This is a genomic window from Pseudomonas sp. McL0111 (assembly GCF_052567255.1).
This window is the reverse complement of record NZ_CP199585.1, coordinates 5535768-5555078: the sequence shown is the minus strand read 5'-3', so window position 1 is coordinate 5555078 and position 19311 is coordinate 5535768. Positions and strand designations below refer to the sequence as shown.

The window sequence follows — 19311 nt, the reverse complement described above, 5'->3', positions numbered from 1 at the left end:
TATCGCGGGCAAGCCCGCTCCCACAGGGATCTTCGGTGTTGTCAGAACGGCAGCGATTGCTTGAGTTGGTTCGACACCGGCGTATCAACCGGGCTGACCATCGCATAGTTGTAACCGCTGCCCGACCAATACTCAGCCTGTAACCCGCCATCACTGCGACTGCCACGCGGTAAAAAGGTGTTTTTTGGCCCCGGCGGACGTACGTAAAAACTGACCTTGTGCCCACCACCATCCTCATACATGACCATCGCCGCAGGCCCTTCATCGGTACTCAGCAGACGCCCGCTGACCGGTTGAAACCCGGCAGCCGTCAGGTCCGGCAAGCGATTGGCCTGGGTGAAAAACCGGTCGAGCCATTGCTGAATGTCACCCTTGCCCTCGACTTTGTAATCCGCCGGCAACATTCCTTGCTGAGCAATCAAGCGATAGGCCTGCAAAGCGTCAGTCATCGGCAGCGCCGGGTGAATCATGGTTAGCTCGCGAGCCTGCCAGCCGCTGAATCCCCCAATGCCAACGGCGATCAACAACACCGCAGCACTGGCCAGGTGACGCCGTGACTGACGTTTAAGGCGCTGGCGAATAATGGCCGGATCAAGATCCGGATTGGCGGTTTGCTGCAGCGCACCGCCGAGGGCTGCACGCAGTTGCTGGGCATCCTGTTGCCAGGTTCTGACCTGTTCGGCCTGTTCCGGGTGATTGGCCAGCCAGGCGTCTAGCACGCGTCGGTCGGCTTCACTGAGTTGGTGGTCAACGTAAGCGTGCAGGTCGTGCTCGCTAGGGGGCATGCTGATCATTTGAGTATCCGCAAAGAAGGGCTGCTGATTTCCCCGTCGCTCATTTGGCGCAAGGCCTGGCGGGCGCGGGACAGGCGCGACATCACGGTGCCGGTGGGGACGCCAAGAATCTCGGCGACCTCCTTATAGGTCAAGCCTTCCACCGAGACCATCAGCAGCAGGGCACGCTGCTCGGTAGGTAGACGATCAAAGGCTTGCAGGGTCGATTGAGCGATCACCGTGCGCTCGGCCGAAGGTTCGGAATCGTCGCGACCGGTGAAGAATTCGAGCATCCGCGCATAACGCCGCGAGCGTCGGTGTGCATCGAGAAACTGGCGATAGAGGATCGAAAACAGCCAGGCACGCAGATCTCCGTCGGCGCGTTTATCACCCCAACTCGACAAGGCCCGCTCAAGGCTGGCCTGCACCAGATCGTCGGCGCTGCTGCTGTTGCGCGTCAACGACACGGCAAAGCGGCGCAATCTGGGAATGATTTCTCTCAGTTGTTCGTCGAATTCGCTCATGAAATTCTGCTAGTCACTACGCTGTGGACTAGGGAGACGCATGCCGTTCGAGGTTATTCCACGTTCGCAAAAATAAATACCGGGCCATGGAATAAATCCCCACGGGGTGCGTCTTGCTGATTCTTCCTACTTGTGGCCGCTGGCCCTGGAGTCGTTCATGGTTGATCGCACCTCACCGCCCGGGGGGCCGCAACGCCCGCCATTGAGCGCCGCGAGCATGGTATTGCGTCTGGCCGGCATTGCCGTGGTCGTCGGCGCAGTGGCCGCGGCGTTTGCCTACGTGCATGGCACCTTTGACCCACAACGTCTGACGCCCAAGGCGCTGGTCGATGTGCTGGAAAAAAACAACGGTGTGCATCCTGGATTTCGTCGCAATCACGCCAAAGGTGTGTGCGTGATCGGGCATTTCGAGAGCAGTGGGGAGGTTCGGGCATTTTCTGTCGCGCAAGTCTTCAATGAGTCACGCACTCCGGTGGTCGGACGTTTCGCGTTGCCAGCGGGCAATCCTTATGCGCCGGACAACAGTGTGCCGATCCGCAGCATGGCTCTGCGTTTCACCCAGGCCAATGGTCAGCAGTGGCGCACCGGGATGAACAGCATGCCGGTGTTCCCGGTGGGAACGCCCGAGGCCTTCTACCAGTTGCAACAGGCGCAGTCGCCAGATCCCGCTACCGGCAAACCCGATCCAACCAAAGTCCCCGCATTCTTTGCCTCGCACCCGGAAACCGTGCCGTTTCTGACGTGGGTGAAGACCGCCAAGCCATCGGCCAGTTACGTGACCGAGACCTATAACAGCGTCAACGCGTTTTATCTGGTCAACGCCAGCGGTCAGAAGCAGGCGGTGCGCTGGAGCATGACGCCGTTGGTGCAGGACGCGGCAGGCGCCAAGGCTGGGGAGGGCGCTGATTATCTGGAGAAGGATCTGGTGCAACGTCTGGCCGAAGGGCCGCTGCGCTGGCAGTTGAATATCACCTTGGCCGATCTCGCTGACCCGGTGAATGACGCCAGCAAAAAATGGCCTGACGGGCGCAAAGTGTTGAACGCCGGCACGCTGGTGCTGGAGAAAACCCAGCCGCAACTCAGCGGTGAGTGCCGCGATATCAACTATGACCCGCTGGTGCTGCCTGCAGGGATCGAAGGTTCCGACGACCCATTGCTCGCAGCTCGTTCAGCCGGTTACGCCGATTCCTACCTGCGTCGCACCAGCGAAGTCAGCCAATTGCCCGCCGCCAAACAGGAGGCTCGTCCATGAGCACGCAACCGACTCATTTTGCTCTGGCGGCGCGGCTGCTGCACTGGCTGATGGCGCTGATGATCATCGCCATGCTGTTTATTGGTGCTGGCATGGTTACCTCGATTTCGGAACGGCATGAATGGCTGATCCATCTGCATAAACCGTTGGGCATCGCGATACTGGCGCTGGTCATCGTGCGATTGCTGGTGCGTTTTTCTACTCGCCAGCCACCGCTGCCGTCGGATCTGCCCGGTTGGCAGGTGATGGCCGCCAAGGCTTCGCATGTGTTGCTGTATGCGTTGATGCTGGTGTTGCCGCTGCTCGGTTGGGCAATGATCAGTGCGGCGGGCGATCCGGTGATGCTCGGCAATTCGTTGCAGTTGCCGTCGATTCTGCCGGCTGATGCGCAGGTGTTTGCGATATTGCGCAAGGCGCATGGGTATCTGGCGTACCTGCTGTTCCTGACGGTGCTGTTGCACCTGGCAGCGGCGCTGTTCCATGGCTGGGTGCGCCGCGACGAGGTGCTCGACAGCATGTTGCGCGGGCGGGATCGCGGTTAACCGGCCTCAGTGGCGCATCGTGAGGGTGCGCCACTTTTCAACGTCAGCCACCAATAACCCAGCGCCACAGTGTTGATCGCCGCGCCCAGCAGGCACACGCCCGTCCAGCCGGCCCATGCGTAGATCGCGGTCGAGCCGATTGAGCCCAAAGCGCTGCCGATCGAATAGAAGAGCATGTAGCCGGCGGTCAAGCGGCTTTGCGCTTGCGGGCGAACGCTATAGATCATGCTCTGGCTGGTGACGTGTACGGCCTGCAAGCCCAGATCCAGAGTGATCACCCCCAGCAGCAGTGCCCACAAAGAGGACTGGGTGAGGGCGATTGGCAGCCATGAGCCGAGCATCAGTAACAACGACATTCCGCTGACCCATTGGCCAAGGCCGCGATCTGCCAAGTGCCCCGCTCGCGCCGCGGCCAATGCACCCGCTGCGCCTGCCAGGCCGAACAAGCCGATCTCGCTGTGTGACAGCGACAGTGGCGGCGCGGCCAGCGGCAGCACCATCGGCGTCCACAAAACCATCGCGCTGGCGAAGGTCAGCAGGGCGAGAATTGCTCGTTGGCGCAGCACCGGTTCTTCTCGAAACAGGCTGAATACTGATGTGATCAACGCGGTGTAGGTGGTCGCGGGTTGTGGGGCTTCATCCTTGGGCAGTACACGCAACAACAGCAGCGCCATCAGCAGTGTCAGCCCGGCCGACAGCAGATAAATCGCCCGCCAACCGGCCAGATCAGCCATGCCGCCGGCAACCGTACGCGCAAGCAAAATACCGACGACGATGCCGCTGGTCACCACACCGACCACTCGGCCACGTTGCGCCGGTATTGCCAGCGTTGCGGCGTAAGCCACCAATACTTGAGTGACCACCGCCAACAGACCGGTCAGAGTCATGCCGAGCAAAAGCCAGGCGCTGTTTGGCGCGAAAGCGATGATTAACAAGGCCGCTGCCGACAACAGGGTTTGCGTAACGATCAGTCGCCGCCGATTGAGCAGATCGCCGAGCGGCACCAGCAACACCAGGCCGATGCCGTAGCCAACCTGAGTCAGGGTAATGACGATGCCGATGGTTGCCGGCGACATGGCGAATGCTTCCGCCATAGCGTCGAGCAAGGGCTGGGCGTAGTAGACGTTGCCAACCGCCAGTCCACAGGCGACGGAGAACAGCAGCACTACGGCATTGCTGAGTGAATGGGATTGCATGTCCGATGTCCTTTTCAGGTTTCAAAATAAAACCAGAGTCACGTTAGGCTAGCTGGTTTTATATTGCAACCTGATTGGGCGAAAAGAGGTGATGGTGCAAAGCAAAAGATCGCAGACAAGCTGCGATCTTTTGGTGGTACGGGGAGGGATCAGCGCAAGGTATCGACCATGTCGGCGATGGTGGTCAACACGTCCTTGCCCAGTTGTTTCGAGCGTTTGCCTGACCAACCGGTTTCCGGGTTCGGTGCATCGTCGTGATCCTTGAACGGCATTTCCAGTGTCAGCGACAGGCAATCGTATTTCTGGCCGACGCTGTTGCAGGCCAGTGTCATGTTGGCCTGACCCGGCTCATCGCGGGTGTAACCGTACTTGGTCTGGAAGTCTTTGGTCGTGCGTTTCAGGTGGCTGCGGAAATGCTCTTCGAGTTTCTCCAGGCGTGGTGTGTAACCCGGATTGCCTTCGCAGCCAGCGGTGAAGACGTGAGGGATTTCTTCATCACCGTGTACGTCGAGGAACAGATCGACGCCGTACTTTTCCATCTGTTGCTGTACGAAAAGGACTTCCGGGCTGACTTCCTGACTGGCGTTTTGCCACGCGCGGTTCAGATCCTGGCCCATGGCGTTGGTGCGCAAGTGGCCGTGGAAAGCGCCGTCGGGATTCATGTTCGGCACCAGATACAGATCGGCGCTGGCGAGCAATTTGTTCAATACCGGATCGTCTTGCTTTTCCAGGCGTTCGATCACGCCTTCCATGAACCATTCGGCCATGTGCTCGCCCGGGTGTTGCTGGGCGATGATCCAGATCTTGCGTTGGCCCTCGGCACCCGTGCCTTTGCGCAGCAGTTGAATATCACGACCTTCGACGCTCTTGCCGGTGGCCAGCAATTCAGTGCCGGCCTTGGTCAGTGCCTGTTCGATCAGCCAGTCGTGGCGACCACGGCTGTAAGGTTCGAAATAGGCGAACCAGGCGTGAGTCTGCGTGGCTTCGAGGCCGAAGCGCAGGCAGTCGCCTTCAAAAATAGTCGGCACACGGAACCAGTTGACGTGATCGTAGGATGCGACCGCTTGATATCCGGTCCAGGCCTTGTTGTACGAAGACTGGCTGGCGTTGTTCAGGCGAAACCAGTGTTCCTGGCCAACATGCAGGCCGCTGGCCTTGAAATGGAACCATTGAAAATGCGCGCTGCGGGTGTCTGGGCGAATGGCCAGAACCGGGCTGAGCGGATTGCTGATATCGATAACCTGGATGTTGCCGCTGTCGAAATTGGCGCTGATGTCGAACGAAGATTTAGCCACGGTCATAATCGGTTCCTGAATATGATTTTTATGGCGATTACTTTACACGCAAGGAGAGGGTAGAACCGAGGGATATTGCGGGGCTGTGGCGGGGGGCGTCCTCCATGACGCGGATGCAGCTTAGAGGCTGTGCAATTGATTCTCAAGTGCTAATTGTCATTAGTTTGCCCCAATGGCGTCGGGCATCTCTTGCCAAGCGATATTCTTTTGATATTATCCGCGCCATCGAATTTGCAGTACCTGAAGACTTCATTAGCCTGAAGACATAAGCCCGAAAAACGGGCAAAAAAAGACCCGGCAAAAAGCCGGGTCAAAAACCGTGATTAGCCTGATGAGGAGATAGTCCAGAAGACCGACCTAAGGTCTCTGGTCCATCGACTGATCTCGCGACCAGCTGCATGCAATAATAATCATTATCATTTGCAAGTCAAATGTTTTTATCTGCGCGATTGGAAAATTCTTTCCCGTCCGTCGGGACTGCCGTCCCTCAATCTCTATCGCCATCCAGCGAACGGTCCACCATCGCTTTCGCCATATCCACCATATGCACTACCGAAAACGCCAGATCGCGACTCGCGCCTTGCAGGTTCTCTGCGGCTTTGAATGCCGTGGCCGCCGCACAGCGCAACAGATCTGACGCATGCACCAGCGCCTCTTCACTTTTGATATTGCGATTGACGTCGAAAAAGTGCGGCTCGATGTCGGGTTCTGAAACAGCTGGTTTCAAGTAGTAATCCAGTGCCCGTTGTGCGGCAGCACAGCCTTGTGGTGAGGTGAAGGTGGTATCGATTTGCTGATCGAGCAAGTCATTGCTGGGGATGTTCATGGTGAGGGGGACACTCCGTGTTTGATTGAAATCCATGTCCCCAGCCTAATACCTAACGTAGTTGTGACCAGAATTTAAATACTACAATTTGTGTTTTGTTGGCCGTGGCCGTCCACGTAAGGTGCCGCACATGGATAAATGGATTGAGTTGGTCAAGGCCAAAATGAGTGAGCTCAAAATCACTCAAGTAGAGCTCGGAGAGCGCGTCGGCATGTCCCAGGGCGGTATCGGCCATTGGCTGAACAAACGTCGTGAGCCCGGCATCAAGGAAATGAACAGCGTGCTGCAAGCGCTGGGTATGGAGTTCCTTGAGGTGGCGCTGGTGATCCGGGAACCCCAATTAACCCCTGACAATGAAATGCCGTTGGCACAGAAGTACAACCCTTACTTCCGCTACCCGGTCAGCGACTGGCGTTCGCCGTGTGAGCTGCATGAAAGCGACACGCCGTCCTACCTGCCAACACAAGGCAAGCAGCGTTTCGAACTGACGGATTATCACGCTGGCGGTCCAGCGTTCTGGCTGACGGTAACGGGTAACTCAATGACGGCGCCCAGCGGCCAAAGCATCCCGGAAGGCATGCTGATCCTGGTGGACCCGGCAATGGAAGCAGTCCCCGGCAAGTTGGTGATCGCGCAATGGCCGGACAGCGAAGAGGCAATCTTTCGCAAACTGGACGAAGAGGGCGGCCAGCGTTACCTGATGCCGCTCAATCCGACCTGGCCGAAAGCCCTGTTTACCGATGAGTGTCGAATTATCGGTGTAGTGGTTCAGGCAACGGCCAGGTTTTAGTCGGATCGATCCTCGCCAGATGTAGGATCGATCCTGTTTTTTAAACTTCTTCCAACTCGACCAATGCGCTGCCTTCGCCAACCATTTCGCCTTCCTGGCAATACAGCGCTTTGATCACTCCGGCATGCGGCGCACGGATGCTGTGCTCCATCTTCATGGCTTCGAGCACTACCAGTTGCGCGCCGGCCTCCACCGCTTGGCCGGCTTCCACCAACACTCGCACGATGCTGCCGTTCATTGGTGCAGTCAGGCCGCCCTGATGGCTGTTACTGGCCTCGACGGCGCTGATCGGATCGTAGGTCTGGACGCGTCGCAACTCGCCATCCCATTGCAGATACAGCGAATCACCGACACGAATTGCCCGTTGCTGACGACGCAGGCCGTCGTGCTCGGTCAGCAATTGCTCACCCAGCAGTTTCGCATCGCCACCAGCACCCAGTGTCAGTGCCCGATCCTGTCCCTCGCAGCTCAAGTGCAGAGTGATTTCCCTCGGCAACCCGGCACGCAAACCACTGTTGATCGCCCATGGCGACGCCGGATCATCCGCACGCACCGTCCCCGGCAGACTTTGCGCAAACGCCTGCGCCGCGGTGTTCCAGAACTCATCGCTCAGCTCACCCGCAGCCGGCAACAGTTGCTCGTGATAACGCGGAATAAACCCGGTATCCAGCTCTGCCGCCGCGAATGCCGGATGACCGATGATCCGCCGCAGAAAGTTGATGTTGGTCTTCAGCCCGCCAATCGCAAACTCATCGAGCATGCTCAGTAAACGCAGGCGCGCCTGCTCACGATCTTCGCCCCAGGCAATCAGCTTGCCGAGCATCGGGTCGTAGAACGGCGAAATCTCGTCGCCTTCCTCAACCCCGCTATCGACCCGGCGCCCAGGCCCTTCGGCCGATTCTCGATACAACTCCAGACGCCCGGTGGCCGGTAGAAAATCATTGGCCGGATCTTCCGCGTACAGCCGCACTTCAATCGCGTGCCCATTCAGCGGCACTTGCTCCTGAGTGATCGGTAGCGCCTCGCCACGAGCAACACGGATTTGCCAGGCCACCAGATCAAGGCCGGTGATCGCCTCGGTCACGGGGTGCTCGACTTGCAGGCGGGTGTTCATTTCCATGAAGAAGAATTCGCCGCGAGCGTCCAGCAGGAACTCCACGGTGCCGGCGCCGACATAACCGATGGCCTGCGCTGAACGCACCGCCGCTTCGCCCATTGCCCGACGCAGCTCCGGGCTCAGCCCCGGTGCCGGTGCTTCTTCGACAACTTTCTGATGGCGACGCTGAATCGAACAATCGCGTTCGTTCAGATACAGGCAATTGCCGTGTTGATCGGCGAACACCTGGATTTCCACATGGCGTGGCTTGAGCAGATATTTCTCGACCAGCATCCGCGAGTCGCCGAACGACGACTGCGCTTCACGCTGGGCCGAAGCCAGTGCTTCGGCCAACTGGCTGACGTCCTCGACCACTTTCATGCCTTTACCGCCGCCACCGGCAGTGGCTTTGAGCAGCACCGGATAGCCGATCCGCTCGCAGGCGGCGCGGAAGGTTTCGACGTCCTGCGCTTCACCGTGATACCCCGGCACCAGCGGCACACCAGCAGTTTCCATCAACGCCTTGGCGGCGGATTTGCTGCCCATCGCGTCGATGGCCGAAGCCGGTGGGCCGAGGAAAATCAGTCCCGCCGCTTCAATGGCGCGTGCGAATCCGGCGTTCTCCGAGAGAAAGCCATAACCCGGATGAATCGCCTGAGCGCCGCTGGCCTTGGCCGCTGCGATCAATTTGTCGATTTGCAGATAGCTGTCAGCCGCTTTGCTGCCGCCCAGATCAACGCGGATATCCGCCTCACGGCTGTGCCGCGCATCGCGGTCGGTGGCGCTGTGCACCGCGACGGTGGTCAAGCCCAGAGCCTTGGCGGTGCGCATGACCCGGCAAGCAATTTCGCCACGGTTGGCCACCAGCAGGGTGGTGAGAACAGGTGCGCTCATCAACGCGACTCCTTGGTGGTAGTTGCGGCTTGCCAGTTCGGCGGACGTTTTTGCAGAAAGGCACGTAAGCCTTCCTGGCCTTCAGGGCTGACGCGGATGCGCGCGATGGCGTTTTCGGTATAGCGGCGCAGGGCAGGGGTCAGCGCACCGTTGCCGACTTCGCGCAGCAAGTCTTTGCTGACGCGCATGGCGGCGGGGCTGTTGAGCAGCAGATTGTCGATCCATTGCTCGGTTTTCTGTTCCAGCTCAGAGGCTGGGTAGCTGTCGGACAACAGGCCGATTTCCCGCGCGCGCTGGCCGCCAAAACGTTCGGCGGTCAGCGCGTAACGTCGGGCCGCTCGTTCGCCGATGGCTTGCACCACGAACGGGCTGATCACCGCTGGCGCCAGGCCGATGCGCACTTCCGACAGGCAGAACTGCGCGTCATCGGCGCCGATGGCCATGTCGCAGCAACTGATCAGTCCCAACGCACCGCCGAATGCCGCGCCTTGCACCACGGCCAGGGTGGGGATTTTCAGTTTGGCGAGGTTGTACATCAACTCCGCCAGTTCACGGGCGTCGTCGAGGTTGGTGTGGTAATCGAGTTCGGCTGATTGCTGCATCCACGCCAGATCGGCGCCGGCGCTGAAGTGCTTGCCGCGCCCACGTAACAGCAGAAAGCGCAGGCTCGCATCGCTGGCGACCTTGTCCAGCGCGAGGATCAACTCGCGGATCATCTCGGCGTTGAACGCGTTGTTCTTTTCTTCGCGGTTCAGCCACAGGGTGGCGAAACCCCGGGGATCGTTGTGCAGTTGAAGGGTATTGAAATCGCTCATGAGATTCTCCCGATCACATCCGGAACACGCCGAAGCGGCTCGGTTCGATTGGCGCGTTCAACGACGCGGACAAGGCCAGGGCCAGCACATCGCGGGTTTGCGCCGGATCGATGACGCCGTCGTCCCACAGTCGCGCGCTGGAATAATAGGGATGACCCTGCTCTTCGTACTGGTCGAGGATCGGTTGCTTGATCTCGGCTTCTTGGGCATCGCTGAAAGGCTGACCGCTACGCTCCGCCTGTTCGCGCTTGACCTGCACCAGTACGCCAGCCGCTTGTTCAGCGCCCATCACGCCAATCCGCGCGTTCGGCCACATCCACAGAAAACGCGGATCGTAAGCACGACCGCACATGCCGTAGTTGCCGGCGCCGAAGCTGCCGCCGATGATCACGGTGAATTTTGGCACCTTGGCGCAGGCGACGGCAGTCACCAGCTTCGCGCCGTGCTTGGCGATGCCGCCTGCCTCGTATTTCTGACCGACCATGAACCCGGTGATGTTCTGCAAAAACAACAACGGAATGCCGCGCTGGCAGGCCAGTTCGATGAAGTGCGCACCTTTCTGCGCGGCTTCGGCGAACAGGATGCCGTTGTTCGCCAGAATCGCAATCGGGTAGCCATGCAAGTGCGCAAAGCCACACACCAGCGTAGTGCCGAACAGCGCTTTGAACTCATCAAACACCGAACCGTCGACCAGCCGCGCAATCACCTCGCGCACATCGAATGGCTGCTTGGCATCCGCCGACACCACGCCGTACAACTCGTCGCTGCTGTACAGCGGAGCAATCGGCGCACGTTGTTGCACTTCGCCAAGTTTGCGCCAGTTGAGGTTGGCAACGCTGCGGCGAGCGAGGGCGAGCGCGTGTTCGTCACTCTCTGCGTAGTGGTCGGCGACCCCGGAAATCTTGCAGTGCACATCGGCCCCGCCAAGGTCTTCGGCGCTGACCACTTCACCGGTCGCTGCCTTCACCAGCGGTGGTCCGGCGAGGAAGATCGTCGCCTGATTGCGCACCATGATCGCTTCGTCAGCCATCGCCGGCACATACGCGCCGCCGGCGGTGCATGAGCCCATCACCACGGCGATCTGCGGGATGCCCATGGCGCTCATGTTGGCCTGGTTGAAGAAGATCCGTCCGAAGTGCTCACGGTCCGGGAACACTTCATCCTGACGCGGCAGGTTGGCGCCGCCCGAGTCCACCAGATAGATGCACGGCAGGCGATTTTGCTGGGCGATGGTTTGCGCGCGCAGGTGTTTCTTCACGGTCAGCGGGTAATACGAGCCACCTTTCACCGTCGCATCGTTGGCGACGATCATGCACTCGACGCCTTCAACCCGACCGATCCCGGCAATCACTCCGGCGGCCGGCACCTCTTCGCCATAAACGGCGTGCGCGGCCAACTGGCTGATTTCCAGAAACGGTGAACCCGGATCGAGCAAACGATTGATGCGCTCACGCGGCAGCAGTTTGCCTCGCGAGGTGTGGCGTTCCTGGGCTTTCGCGCCGCCACCTTGCGCCACTTGGGCTAGCAGGGTGTGCAGGGCGTCGACCTGTTTGAGCATTGCCGCGCTGTTGGCCGCGAACTCCGCCGAACGAGGGTTGAGCTGGGTATGCAAGATAGCCATGGGCAGCTCCGTTTAGCGGGTTTCGTTGAACAGTTCGCGACCGATCAGCATGCGACGAATCTCACTGGTGCCGGCGCCGATTTCGTACAGCTTGGCGTCGCGCAACAGACGGCCCGCCGGGAATTCGTTGATGTAGCCGTTGCCGCCAAGAATCTGGATCGCGTCGAGGGCCATTTGTGTGGCGCGTTCGGCGGTGTAGAGGATGACCCCGGCAGCGTCTTTACGGGTGGTTTCGCCACGCTCGCAGGCTTGGGCGACCGCATACAGATAGGCGCGGCTGGCATTAAGGTGGGTATACATGTCGGCGACTTTGCCCTGAATCAGCTGGAATTCGCCGATGCTCTGGCCGAACTGCTTGCGGTCGTGGATGTACGGCACGATCAGGTCCATGCACGACTGCATGATCCCGGTCGGGCCGCCGGACAACACGACGCGCTCGTAATCGAGGCCGCTCATCAGCACTTTCACGCCGCCGTTGAGTACGCCGAGGATGTTTTCTTCCGGCACCTCGACGTCATCGAAAAACAGCTCGCAAGTGTTGGAGCCGCGCATGCCGAGCTTGTCGAATTTGCTGCTGCGGCTGAAGCCTTTCCAGTCGCGCTCGACGATGAATGCGGTGATGCCGTGCGCGCCTTTTTCCAGATCAGTCTTGGCGTAGATCACATAAGTGTTGGCGTCGGGGCCGTTGGTGATCCAGGTCTTGCTGCCGTTGAGGACGAAGTGATCGCCGCGTTTGTCGGCGCGCAGTTTCATCGACACTACGTCGGAGCCGGCATTCGGTTCGCTCATGGCCAGTGCGCCGACATGCTCGCCGCTGATCAGCTTCGGCAGGTATTTGGTTTTTTGTTCGTGGTTGCCGTTGCGGTTGATCTGATTCACGCAGAGGTTGGAATGCGCGCCGTAGGACAGCGCCACCGAGGCCGAGCCACGGCTGATTTCTTCCATCGACACCACGTGCGCCAGGTAACCCAGACCCGCGCCGCCGTACTCTTCCGGCACGGTAATGCCGAGCAGGCCCATGTCACCGAACTTGCGCCACATATCGGCGGGGAACAGGTTGTCGCTGTCGATTTGCGCCGCACGTGGTGCGATTTGATCGGCGACGAAGGACTGGACCTGATCGCGCAGCATGTCGATGGTTTCACCGAGGGCAAAGTTCAGGGATGGGTAGCTCATGGGTCACCTTTTGGCTTTTTTGTAGGGTGGGGAGGGCGGTCATTCAGCTCTCACCTTTACGTTAACGTAAGCCTGTGACGAATGGCTGTCAATCACCCTTTACGTTAACGTCAACTTGGGCGAGAGTATGGCCAGTTCAAGATAGAAAGCGGACCGTTTTCTGTAGGCGTGAGCCTGCTCGCGATGGCGTAGTTTCAGTCGATGAAATATAGGCTGGCACATCGAAATCGCGAGCAGGCTCACTGCTACAGGAACGTCGGCAACCCATAAATAAAGACAATAGGGGTCGTCATGGATCAACCCAGTGCAAGCCCGCAACGTAGCTACACCCGTGGTTCACAGGACAAAGCCTTGCTGGCGATGACCATCGGGCAGAAGTTCGATCAGACCGTCGAGCAGTATCCCGACGGCGAAGCGCTGGTGGTGCGCCATCAGCAGTTGCGTTACACCTGGCGACAACTGGCCGACGCGGTGGATCTGCATGCCAGAGCCTTGCTGGCGCTGGGTTTGCAGGCCGGTGATCGGCTCGGCATCTGGGCGCCTAACTGCGCGCAGTGGTGCATCACTCAATTTGCCACCGCGAAAATCGGCGTGATCCTGGTCAACATCAACCCGGCCTACCGCAGTTCCGAACTGGAATACGTGCTCAAACAATCCGGTTGTCAGTGGCTGGTCTGCGCCGGAGCGTTCAAGTCCTCGAACTACCACGGCATGTTGCAGGGCCTGGCGCCAGAACTGGAGGAGCAATCCATCGGTGAGTTGCGCAGCGAGCGCCTGCCGGAGTTGCGCGGAGTGATCAGCCTCGACGCACAGCCGCCATCAGGCCTCCTTCCGTGGGCGCAACTGGCGGATCTGGCGCCCAGTATCTCGCCAGCACAATTGAATGAGCGCAGCGACAGCCTGCACTTCGATCAACCGGTGAATATTCAGTACACCTCCGGCACCACCGGTTTCCCCAAGGGCGCGACCCTCAGTCACTACAACATCCTCAATAACGGTTACATGGTCGGCGAAAGTATCGGCCTGACGCCGCTGGATCGTCTGGTGATTCCGGTGCCGCTGTATCACTGCTTCGGCATGGTCATGGGCAATCTCGGCTGCATCACCCACGGCAGCACCATGATTTACCCCAACGACGCATTCGATCCGCTGCTGACCCTGCAAACCGTCGCCGAAGAGAAGGCCACCGGCCTCTACGGTGTGCCAACCATGTTTATCGCCATGCTCGATCAGCCGCAGCGCGCCGAGTTCGATCTGTCGACCCTGCGCACCGGAATCATGGCCGGTGCAACTTGCCCGATTGAAGTCATGCGCCGGGTCATCAAGGACATGCACATGAGCGAAGTGCAGATCGCCTACGGCATGACCGAAACCAGTCCGGTATCACTGCAGACCGGCCCGAACGACGAACTGGAATTGCGCGTGACCACCGTCGGCCGCACCCAGCCGCAACTGGAAAGCAAAATCATCGACGAGGCCGGCAACCTGGTGCCGCGCGGCACCATCGGTGAACTGTGTACTCGCGGTTACAGCGTGATGCTCGGTTACTGGAATAACCCGCAGGCCACCGCCGAGGCGCTCGATCAGGCAGGCTGGATGCACACCGGTGATCTGGCGAGCATGAACGACGAGGGTTACGTGTGCATCGCCGGGCGTAACAAGGACATGATCATTCGCGGCGGCGAGAACGTTTATCCGCGTGAGCTGGAGGAGTTTTTCTTCACCCATCCGGCCGTGGCGGATGTGCAGGTGATCGGCATTCCCTGCTCGCGTTACGGTGAGGAGATCGTCGCCTGGATCAAATTTCACCCCGGCCACAGTGCCTCGGAGCTGGAATTGCAAACCTGGTGCGAGGAGCGCATCGCGCACTTCAAGACGCCACGGCACTTCAAATTCGTCGAAGAGTTTCCGATGACGGTGACGGGCAAGATCCAGAAATTCAAGATGCGAGAGATCAGTATCGAGGAACTGCGGGAAAAGCAGGCCTGAGAAATCCCCTGTGGGAGCCAGCCTGCTGGCGATGGCGAAGTGTCAGCAACCCGGATTTGTCTGAACCCCCGCTATCGCCAGCAGGCTGGCTCCCACAGGTGGTAATGGTGGTGAAAACACAAATCGCAGGATGCACAAAGGGGAGCCGAGGCTCCCCTTTAATTTTGTCGTCGCGTGCTCTTTTTTATTATTGAGGGGCGGTCTGTTGTTGTTTTTGGCAACCGTTACCCTTTACCGCTGTTTTTGGCGATCCCCATGCGGGATCAAGAGCAAACGTATTTTTTTGAGCGCTGATGCCTTTTTCGCCAAGCGATCCAACCGATTCGGGAGCTACCTGAAGGTAGTTTTATTATTCTCTGCCCGGTTGCGGGTCACTCCTGAGAGCACCCTGAAAAGCCACCTTCTCCAAAAAAATCTGTTAGCTGCGTCTCTGCCGTGTTGTTTTTGTTATGTCAGAGTCGGTACGTCTTATTTTTATTGGTTTGCTGCTTTTTATTCTTGTTATGCCATAGAGATAGCAGAAGCCGTGCCAACTTTTAAAAATCCTTTAAAATCAATGGCATAGTGTTTTTGTAGGATTTGTCCCTCAGACAAAACCAGACAATTTGTTTCCGTGTTACTCGTATACGCCCACGTTTTGGACACACCGGTAACACCATCCCCCTCACTGCGCGCTACGAGCCTTGGCCACACGCGAACCACTTGCACGACCCAACACCGCACTGATTTGCTGACCCGCAGCGATCAAGGCGTCCAGGTCAAGACCGGTTTCGATGCCCAAACCGTTGAGCAGGTACACCACGTCTTCGGTCGCAACGTTACCGCTCGCGCCTTTGGCGTACGGGCAGCCGCCGAGGCCGGCAATAGAGCTGTCGAACACCGAGATGCCTTCGAGCAGACTGGCGTAGATGTTCGCCATCGCCTGACCGTAGGTGTCGTGGAAGTGTCCGGCGAGTTTGTTCCGCGGTACTTGCGCCGAAACCACCTCGAACAAGCGCCGCGTTGCGCCTGCGGTGCCAGTGCCGATGGTGTCACCGAGGGACACTTCGTAGCAGCCCATCGCATGCAGCTCGCGAGCCACCATTGCGACTTGCTCCGGCGCGACTTCGCCTTCATAAGGGCAACCGAGCACGCAGGACACGTAACCGCGCACGGTAACGCCGTGCTGTTTCGCCGATTCCATGATCGGCGCAAACCGCGCCAGGCTTTCGCTGATCGAGCAATTGATGTTGCGCTGCGAGAACGCTTCGGACGCGGCGGCGAACACCGCAACCTCTTTGACGCCGGCCGCCAGAGCGTCTTCAAACCCGCGCAGGTTCGGCGCCAGTGCGCCGTACGTCACGCCGGGTTTATGCTGGATTTGCGCGAAGACGTCTGCGGAACCGGCCATTTGCGGTACCCACTTTGGCGAGACGAAACTGCCGACTTCTATATAGCTCAGACCGGCGGCGCTCAACGCGTCCACCAGTTGCACCTTATCGGCGACGCTGATGGGTTGGGCTTCGTTTTGCAGGCCATCGCGTGGGCCGACTTCGATCAGGCGTACTTTGGAGGGGAGGGACATGGCGTTGACCTGCTCTTTTGAATTCGTGGAGAGCCCTGTGGGAGCGGGCTTGCCCGCGATGAGGCCGTAACATCCAACATTGATATCGACAGGCCTGACGCTATCGCGGGCAAGCCCGCTCCCACAGGTTATGAGTTGTGGCTGATTACTGTGTTACCTGCTGGTTTTTCAGCGTCTGCTCCAGCGCCTGCACACAGCGCTCTTCAGCGGTATCAAGCTCAAGCTTCATCTGCTCGATGTCCAGCAACTGCTGCTCAAGCTGTTCCCGGCGCTCAGTGATTTTCGCCAACATGCTGTTCAGTTGTTTGGTGTTACCGCTGGACGGGTCGTACAGCTCGATCAATTCGCGGCACTCGGCCAGTGAGAAACCAATGCGCTTGCCGCGCAGGATCAGCTTCAGGCTGACCTTGTCACGGGGCGAATAGATGCGTTCCTGGCCTCGGCGCTCAGGGCTGAGCAGGCCTTGCTCTTCATAAAAGCGAATCGCCCGGGTGGTGATGTCCAGCTCGCGGGCGAGGTCGGAAATGCTGTAAGTCTGGCTACTCATGAAAGCGCTCGAAATAATGTCTTGGCGCTAAGCTAATGGCAGGTTGACGTTTACGTCAAGTGGCGGGCGCCTGCAGCTTGTCGAGCTTCTTCTCATGCGCCGTCACTTGCTGGCACAACTCGATCATTTGCTCGCGCATCCAGCGGTTGGCCGGGTCCTGATCGGTGCTTTCATGCCAGTAGAGGTGAGTTTCCACTGGCGGCACATCGTTGACCGGCAAAACAAACGCGTGCAGATCATGGCGACGGGCGAAGCGCTCCGGCACGGTCATCACCATGTCGGTCTGCTGCAACACTTGTGATGCCATCAAATAGTGTTGGGAACGCAGGGCGATCTTGCGCTGGATGCCCATTTTCCCCAGCGCCAGGTCGACATGCCCGAGACCGCTGCGGCGGCTGGAAATATGAATGTGCGTCAGCGACAGGTAATCGTCGAGGGTGAATTTCTCCTTGCCTGCCAACGGATGGCCCTTGCGCATCGCACACACGTAACGGTCTTCCATCAACTTGACATGACGCACCTGCGGGTCGGTGTTGAGCGGCGCATCCACGGCAAAGTCGAGGCGTCCGGCCGCCAGTTCCTTGGTGGTTTCCCGACGTTTCGACAGGAAGCTCTCAATGATCACCGCGGGCGCCAGGCGGCGCAGGCGCTGGAACAGTGGCGGCAGGATTACTGCTTCCGTAAGGTCGGTCATGCTGATGCGGTAAGTCTTGACCGCTTGCGACGGGTTGAAAATCCGGCTTTCCTGCACCGAGACTCGCAGCAGCGACAGCGCGTTACGCACCGGGCCGATGATGTTCTGCGCCATCGGCGTCGGCACCATGCCCTGGGCGGTGCGCACGAACAACGGATCGTTGAAAGTCTCGCGCAGACGCGCCAGTGCGTTGGAGACTGCCGGCTGAGTGATGCCGACGATCTGCCCGGCGCGGGTCAGGTTGGCTTCGGTGTAGATCGCGTCGAAGACGATGAAAAGGTTGAGGTCGACCTTGCTCAGATTCATTACGCGGCTTCTCTTGTTATGTGGGCGGGCTGGCCAGGAAAATCAACCAATCATATATCGGTGATGAATGTTAATACACGCCGAGAATAGGCTAGGTAAATTATCAACGCTGTTCTAGCATCGATTGCATGACCTAAACAACCTCTCCAAAAAGAAGGTAGATGCTCATGGATTTCGCTTATTCGCCCAAGGTTCAGGAACTGCGTGAGCGCGTGACCGCGTTCATGGACACCTACGTTTATCCCGCCGAAGCCGTGTTCGAGCGTCAGGTTGCCGAAGGCGACCGCTGGCAGCCGACCGCGATCATGGAAGAGCTCAAACTCAAGGCCAAGGCCGAAGGGCTGTGGAACTTGTTTCTGCCTGAGTCGGAACTCGGTGCCGGCCTGACTAACCTTGAATACGCGCCGCTGGCGGAAATCATGGGCCGCTCGCTGCTCGGGCCGGAGCCGTTCAACTGCTCGGCGCCGGACACCGGCAACATGGAAGTGCTGGTGCGCTACGCCAACGAAGAGCAGAAACAGCGCTGGCTTAAACCGTTGCTGCGCGGCGAAATCCGCTCGGCATTCGCCATGACCGAACCCGACGTGGCCTCATCCGATGCCACCAACATGGCTGCCCGCGCCGTGCGTGATGGCGACGAGTGGGTGATCAACGGCAAAAAATGGTGGACCTCCGGTGCTTGCGATCCGCGCTGCAAGATCCTGATCTTCATGGGCCTGAGCAATCCCGACGCACCGCGTCACGCCCAGCACTCGATGATCCTCGTGCCGGTGGACACCCCGGGCGTGAAAATCGTCCGTCCACTGCCGGTGTTCGGCTACGACGACGCGCCGCACGGTCACGCTGAAGTGCTGTTCGATAACGTGCGGGTGCCGTACGAAAACGTCTTGTTGGGTGAAGGACGCGGTTTTGAAATCGCTCAAGGTCGTCTCGGCCCAGGCCGGATTCACCATTGCATGCGCTCGGTTGGCATGGCCGAGCGTGCACTGGAATTGATGTGCAAACGCTCGGTGAGCCGCACCGCGTTCGGCAAACCGCTGGCGCGACTGGGCGGTAACATCGACAAGATCGCCGACTCGCGGATGGAAATCGACATGGCGCGTCTGCTGACTTTGAAAGCGGCGTACATGATGGACACCGTCGGCAACAAAATCGCGAAAAGCGAGATTGCGCAGATCAAAGTCGTCGCGCCGAACGTGGCATTGCGGGTGATCGATCGGGCGATCCAGATGCATGGTGGCGCCGGGGTTTCCAACGATTTCCCGCTGGCCTATATGTACGCCATGCAACGCACCCTGCGCCTGGCCGACGGCCCGGACGAAGTACACCGCGCAGCAATCGGCAAGTTCGAGATCGGCAAATACGTGCCGAAGGAAATGCTGCGTAGCGAGCGCTGAGCCAGAACCGCGTT

General features: G+C 59.2%; 17 protein-coding genes. 5 read left to right on the top strand and 12 right to left on the bottom strand.

Annotated features, from left to right (window positions below):
- Positions 1 to 41 precede the first annotated feature (41 nt).
- Together ACTWLJ_RS25170 and ACTWLJ_RS25165 are read right to left on the bottom strand one after the other, a co-directional pair.
- On the bottom strand, positions 42 to 794 hold the full coding sequence (locus ACTWLJ_RS25170; RefSeq protein WP_445178920.1) for an anti-sigma factor family protein: 753 nt from the start codon (positions 792 to 794) through the stop codon (positions 42 to 44).
- Positions 791 to 1297 carry an RNA polymerase sigma factor gene (locus tag ACTWLJ_RS25165; RefSeq protein WP_401215608.1) on the bottom strand — a complete coding sequence of 169 codons (507 nt, stop codon included), beginning with the start codon at positions 1295 to 1297 and terminating at the stop codon, positions 791 to 793. The genes ACTWLJ_RS25170 and ACTWLJ_RS25165 overlap by 4 nt, the downstream gene beginning before the upstream one ends.
- A gap of 157 nt (positions 1298 to 1454) precedes the next feature.
- Here ACTWLJ_RS25165 and ACTWLJ_RS25160 point away from each other — a divergent pair, with 157 nt between their 5' ends.
- Both ACTWLJ_RS25160 and ACTWLJ_RS25155 read left to right on the top strand, forming a co-directional pair.
- Positions 1455 to 2549, top strand: coding sequence for a catalase family peroxidase (locus ACTWLJ_RS25160; RefSeq protein ID WP_445178919.1), 1095 nt, complete (start codon positions 1455 to 1457; stop codon positions 2547 to 2549).
- A complete protein-coding gene (locus ACTWLJ_RS25155) occupies positions 2546 to 3091 on the top strand; it encodes a cytochrome b (protein ID WP_445178918.1) in 546 nt (181 codons plus the stop codon). Before ACTWLJ_RS25160 ends, ACTWLJ_RS25155 begins: the two co-directional genes overlap by 4 nt.
- Here ACTWLJ_RS25155 and ACTWLJ_RS25150 read toward each other — a convergent pair.
- From ACTWLJ_RS25150 to ACTWLJ_RS25140, 3 genes are all read right to left on the bottom strand, one after another.
- On the bottom strand, positions 3088 to 4287 hold the full coding sequence (locus ACTWLJ_RS25150; protein ID WP_445178917.1) for an MFS transporter: 1200 nt from the start codon (positions 4285 to 4287) through the stop codon (positions 3088 to 3090). The genes ACTWLJ_RS25155 and ACTWLJ_RS25150 overlap by 4 nt on opposite strands.
- Positions 4288 to 4436: 149 nt before the next feature.
- Positions 4437 to 5588 carry a M14 family metallopeptidase gene (locus tag ACTWLJ_RS25145; protein WP_445178916.1) on the bottom strand — a complete coding sequence of 384 codons (1152 nt, stop codon included), beginning with the start codon at positions 5586 to 5588 and terminating at the stop codon, positions 4437 to 4439.
- A gap of 481 nt (positions 5589 to 6069) precedes the next feature.
- A complete protein-coding gene (locus ACTWLJ_RS25140; protein ID WP_445178915.1) occupies positions 6070 to 6408 on the bottom strand; it encodes a DUF6124 family protein in 339 nt (112 codons plus the stop codon).
- Positions 6409 to 6538: 130 nt separating this feature from the next.
- Here ACTWLJ_RS25140 and ACTWLJ_RS25135 point away from each other — a divergent pair, with 130 nt between their 5' ends.
- Positions 6539 to 7198, top strand: a complete 660-nt coding sequence (locus ACTWLJ_RS25135; protein ID WP_401215620.1) for a LexA family protein — start codon at positions 6539 to 6541, stop codon at positions 7196 to 7198.
- 40 nt (positions 7199 to 7238) lie between these two features.
- On the opposite strand, the gene ACTWLJ_RS25130 is transcribed toward ACTWLJ_RS25135, so the two are convergent.
- From ACTWLJ_RS25130 to ACTWLJ_RS25115, 4 genes are read right to left on the bottom strand one after another with little or no spacing between them, the layout of a single operon-like run.
- Positions 7239 to 9188: an acetyl/propionyl/methylcrotonyl-CoA carboxylase subunit alpha gene (locus ACTWLJ_RS25130; RefSeq protein ID WP_445178914.1), complete on the bottom strand. Its 1950-nt coding sequence runs from the start codon at positions 9186 to 9188 to the stop codon at positions 7239 to 7241.
- Entirely contained in the window at positions 9188 to 10003 is an 816-nt protein-coding gene (locus tag ACTWLJ_RS25125; RefSeq protein WP_445178913.1) for a gamma-carboxygeranoyl-CoA hydratase, read from the bottom strand. The genes ACTWLJ_RS25130 and ACTWLJ_RS25125 overlap by 1 nt, the downstream gene beginning before the upstream one ends.
- A gap of 13 nt (positions 10004 to 10016) precedes the next feature.
- Entirely contained in the window at positions 10017 to 11624 is a 1608-nt protein-coding gene (locus ACTWLJ_RS25120; protein WP_445178912.1) for a carboxyl transferase domain-containing protein, read from the bottom strand.
- A gap of 12 nt (positions 11625 to 11636) precedes the next feature.
- On the bottom strand, positions 11637 to 12800 hold the full coding sequence (locus ACTWLJ_RS25115; RefSeq protein WP_401215628.1) for an isovaleryl-CoA dehydrogenase: 1164 nt from the start codon (positions 12798 to 12800) through the stop codon (positions 11637 to 11639).
- 291 nt (positions 12801 to 13091) lie between these two features.
- On the opposite strand from ACTWLJ_RS25115, the gene ACTWLJ_RS25110 reads away from it, so the two are divergent.
- Complete coding sequence (locus ACTWLJ_RS25110; protein ID WP_445178911.1) at positions 13092 to 14789, top strand: AMP-binding protein; 1698 nt, start codon at positions 13092 to 13094, stop codon at positions 14787 to 14789.
- A 664-nt stretch (positions 14790 to 15453) separates the two neighbouring features.
- Here the strand turns inward: ACTWLJ_RS25110 and ACTWLJ_RS25105 are convergent.
- The 3 genes from ACTWLJ_RS25105 to ACTWLJ_RS25095 all read right to left on the bottom strand — a co-directional run bounded on the left by ACTWLJ_RS25105 (position 15454) and on the right by ACTWLJ_RS25095 (position 17900).
- A complete protein-coding gene (locus ACTWLJ_RS25105) occupies positions 15454 to 16353 on the bottom strand; it encodes a hydroxymethylglutaryl-CoA lyase (protein WP_445178910.1) in 900 nt (299 codons plus the stop codon).
- A gap of 145 nt (positions 16354 to 16498) precedes the next feature.
- A complete protein-coding gene (locus ACTWLJ_RS25100; RefSeq protein ID WP_445178909.1) occupies positions 16499 to 16900 on the bottom strand; it encodes a MerR family transcriptional regulator in 402 nt (133 codons plus the stop codon).
- Positions 16901 to 16955: 55 nt separating this feature from the next.
- On the bottom strand, positions 16956 to 17900 hold the full coding sequence (locus tag ACTWLJ_RS25095) for a LysR family transcriptional regulator (protein WP_401215636.1): 945 nt from the start codon (positions 17898 to 17900) through the stop codon (positions 16956 to 16958).
- Positions 17901 to 18067: 167 nt separating this feature from the next.
- On the opposite strand from ACTWLJ_RS25095, the gene ACTWLJ_RS25090 reads away from it, so the two are divergent.
- Positions 18068 to 19297: an acyl-CoA dehydrogenase gene (locus ACTWLJ_RS25090; RefSeq protein WP_445178908.1), complete on the top strand. Its 1230-nt coding sequence runs from the start codon at positions 18068 to 18070 to the stop codon at positions 19295 to 19297.
- Positions 19298 to 19311: the final 14 nt, after the last annotated feature.

Coding starts and splice junctions, on each gene's coding strand:
- ACTWLJ_RS25110 (WP_445178911.1), top strand. CDS start 13,092: ATGGATCAACCCAGTGCAAGCCCGCAACGTAGCTACACCCGTGGTTCA.
- ACTWLJ_RS25090 (WP_445178908.1), top strand. CDS start 18,068: ATGGATTTCGCTTATTCGCCCAAGGTTCAGGAACTGCGTGAGCGCGTG.
- ACTWLJ_RS25120 (WP_445178912.1), bottom strand. CDS start 11,624: ATGGCTATCTTGCATACCCAGCTCAACCCTCGTTCGGCGGAGTTCGCG.
- ACTWLJ_RS25115 (WP_401215628.1), bottom strand. CDS start 12,800: ATGAGCTACCCATCCCTGAACTTTGCCCTCGGTGAAACCATCGACATG.
- ACTWLJ_RS25170 (WP_445178920.1), bottom strand. CDS start 794: ATGATCAGCATGCCCCCTAGCGAGCACGACCTGCACGCTTACGTTGAC.
- ACTWLJ_RS25135 (WP_401215620.1), top strand. CDS start 6,539: ATGGATAAATGGATTGAGTTGGTCAAGGCCAAAATGAGTGAGCTCAAA.
- ACTWLJ_RS25105 (WP_445178910.1), bottom strand. CDS start 16,353: ATGTCCCTCCCCTCCAAAGTACGCCTGATCGAAGTCGGCCCACGCGAT.
- ACTWLJ_RS25100 (WP_445178909.1), bottom strand. CDS start 16,900: ATGAGTAGCCAGACTTACAGCATTTCCGACCTCGCCCGCGAGCTGGAC.
- ACTWLJ_RS25160 (WP_445178919.1), top strand. CDS start 1,455: ATGGTTGATCGCACCTCACCGCCCGGGGGGCCGCAACGCCCGCCATTG.
- ACTWLJ_RS25150 (WP_445178917.1), bottom strand. CDS start 4,287: ATGCAATCCCATTCACTCAGCAATGCCGTAGTGCTGCTGTTCTCCGTC.
- ACTWLJ_RS25165 (WP_401215608.1), bottom strand. CDS start 1,297: ATGAGCGAATTCGACGAACAACTGAGAGAAATCATTCCCAGATTGCGC.
- ACTWLJ_RS25140 (WP_445178915.1), bottom strand. CDS start 6,408: ATGAACATCCCCAGCAATGACTTGCTCGATCAGCAAATCGATACCACC.
- ACTWLJ_RS25125 (WP_445178913.1), bottom strand. CDS start 10,003: ATGAGCGATTTCAATACCCTTCAACTGCACAACGATCCCCGGGGTTTC.
- ACTWLJ_RS25130 (WP_445178914.1), bottom strand. CDS start 9,188: ATGAGCGCACCTGTTCTCACCACCCTGCTGGTGGCCAACCGTGGCGAA.
- ACTWLJ_RS25155 (WP_445178918.1), top strand. CDS start 2,546: ATGAGCACGCAACCGACTCATTTTGCTCTGGCGGCGCGGCTGCTGCAC.
- ACTWLJ_RS25145 (WP_445178916.1), bottom strand. CDS start 5,588: ATGACCGTGGCTAAATCTTCGTTCGACATCAGCGCCAATTTCGACAGC.
- ACTWLJ_RS25095 (WP_401215636.1), bottom strand. CDS start 17,900: ATGAATCTGAGCAAGGTCGACCTCAACCTTTTCATCGTCTTCGACGCG.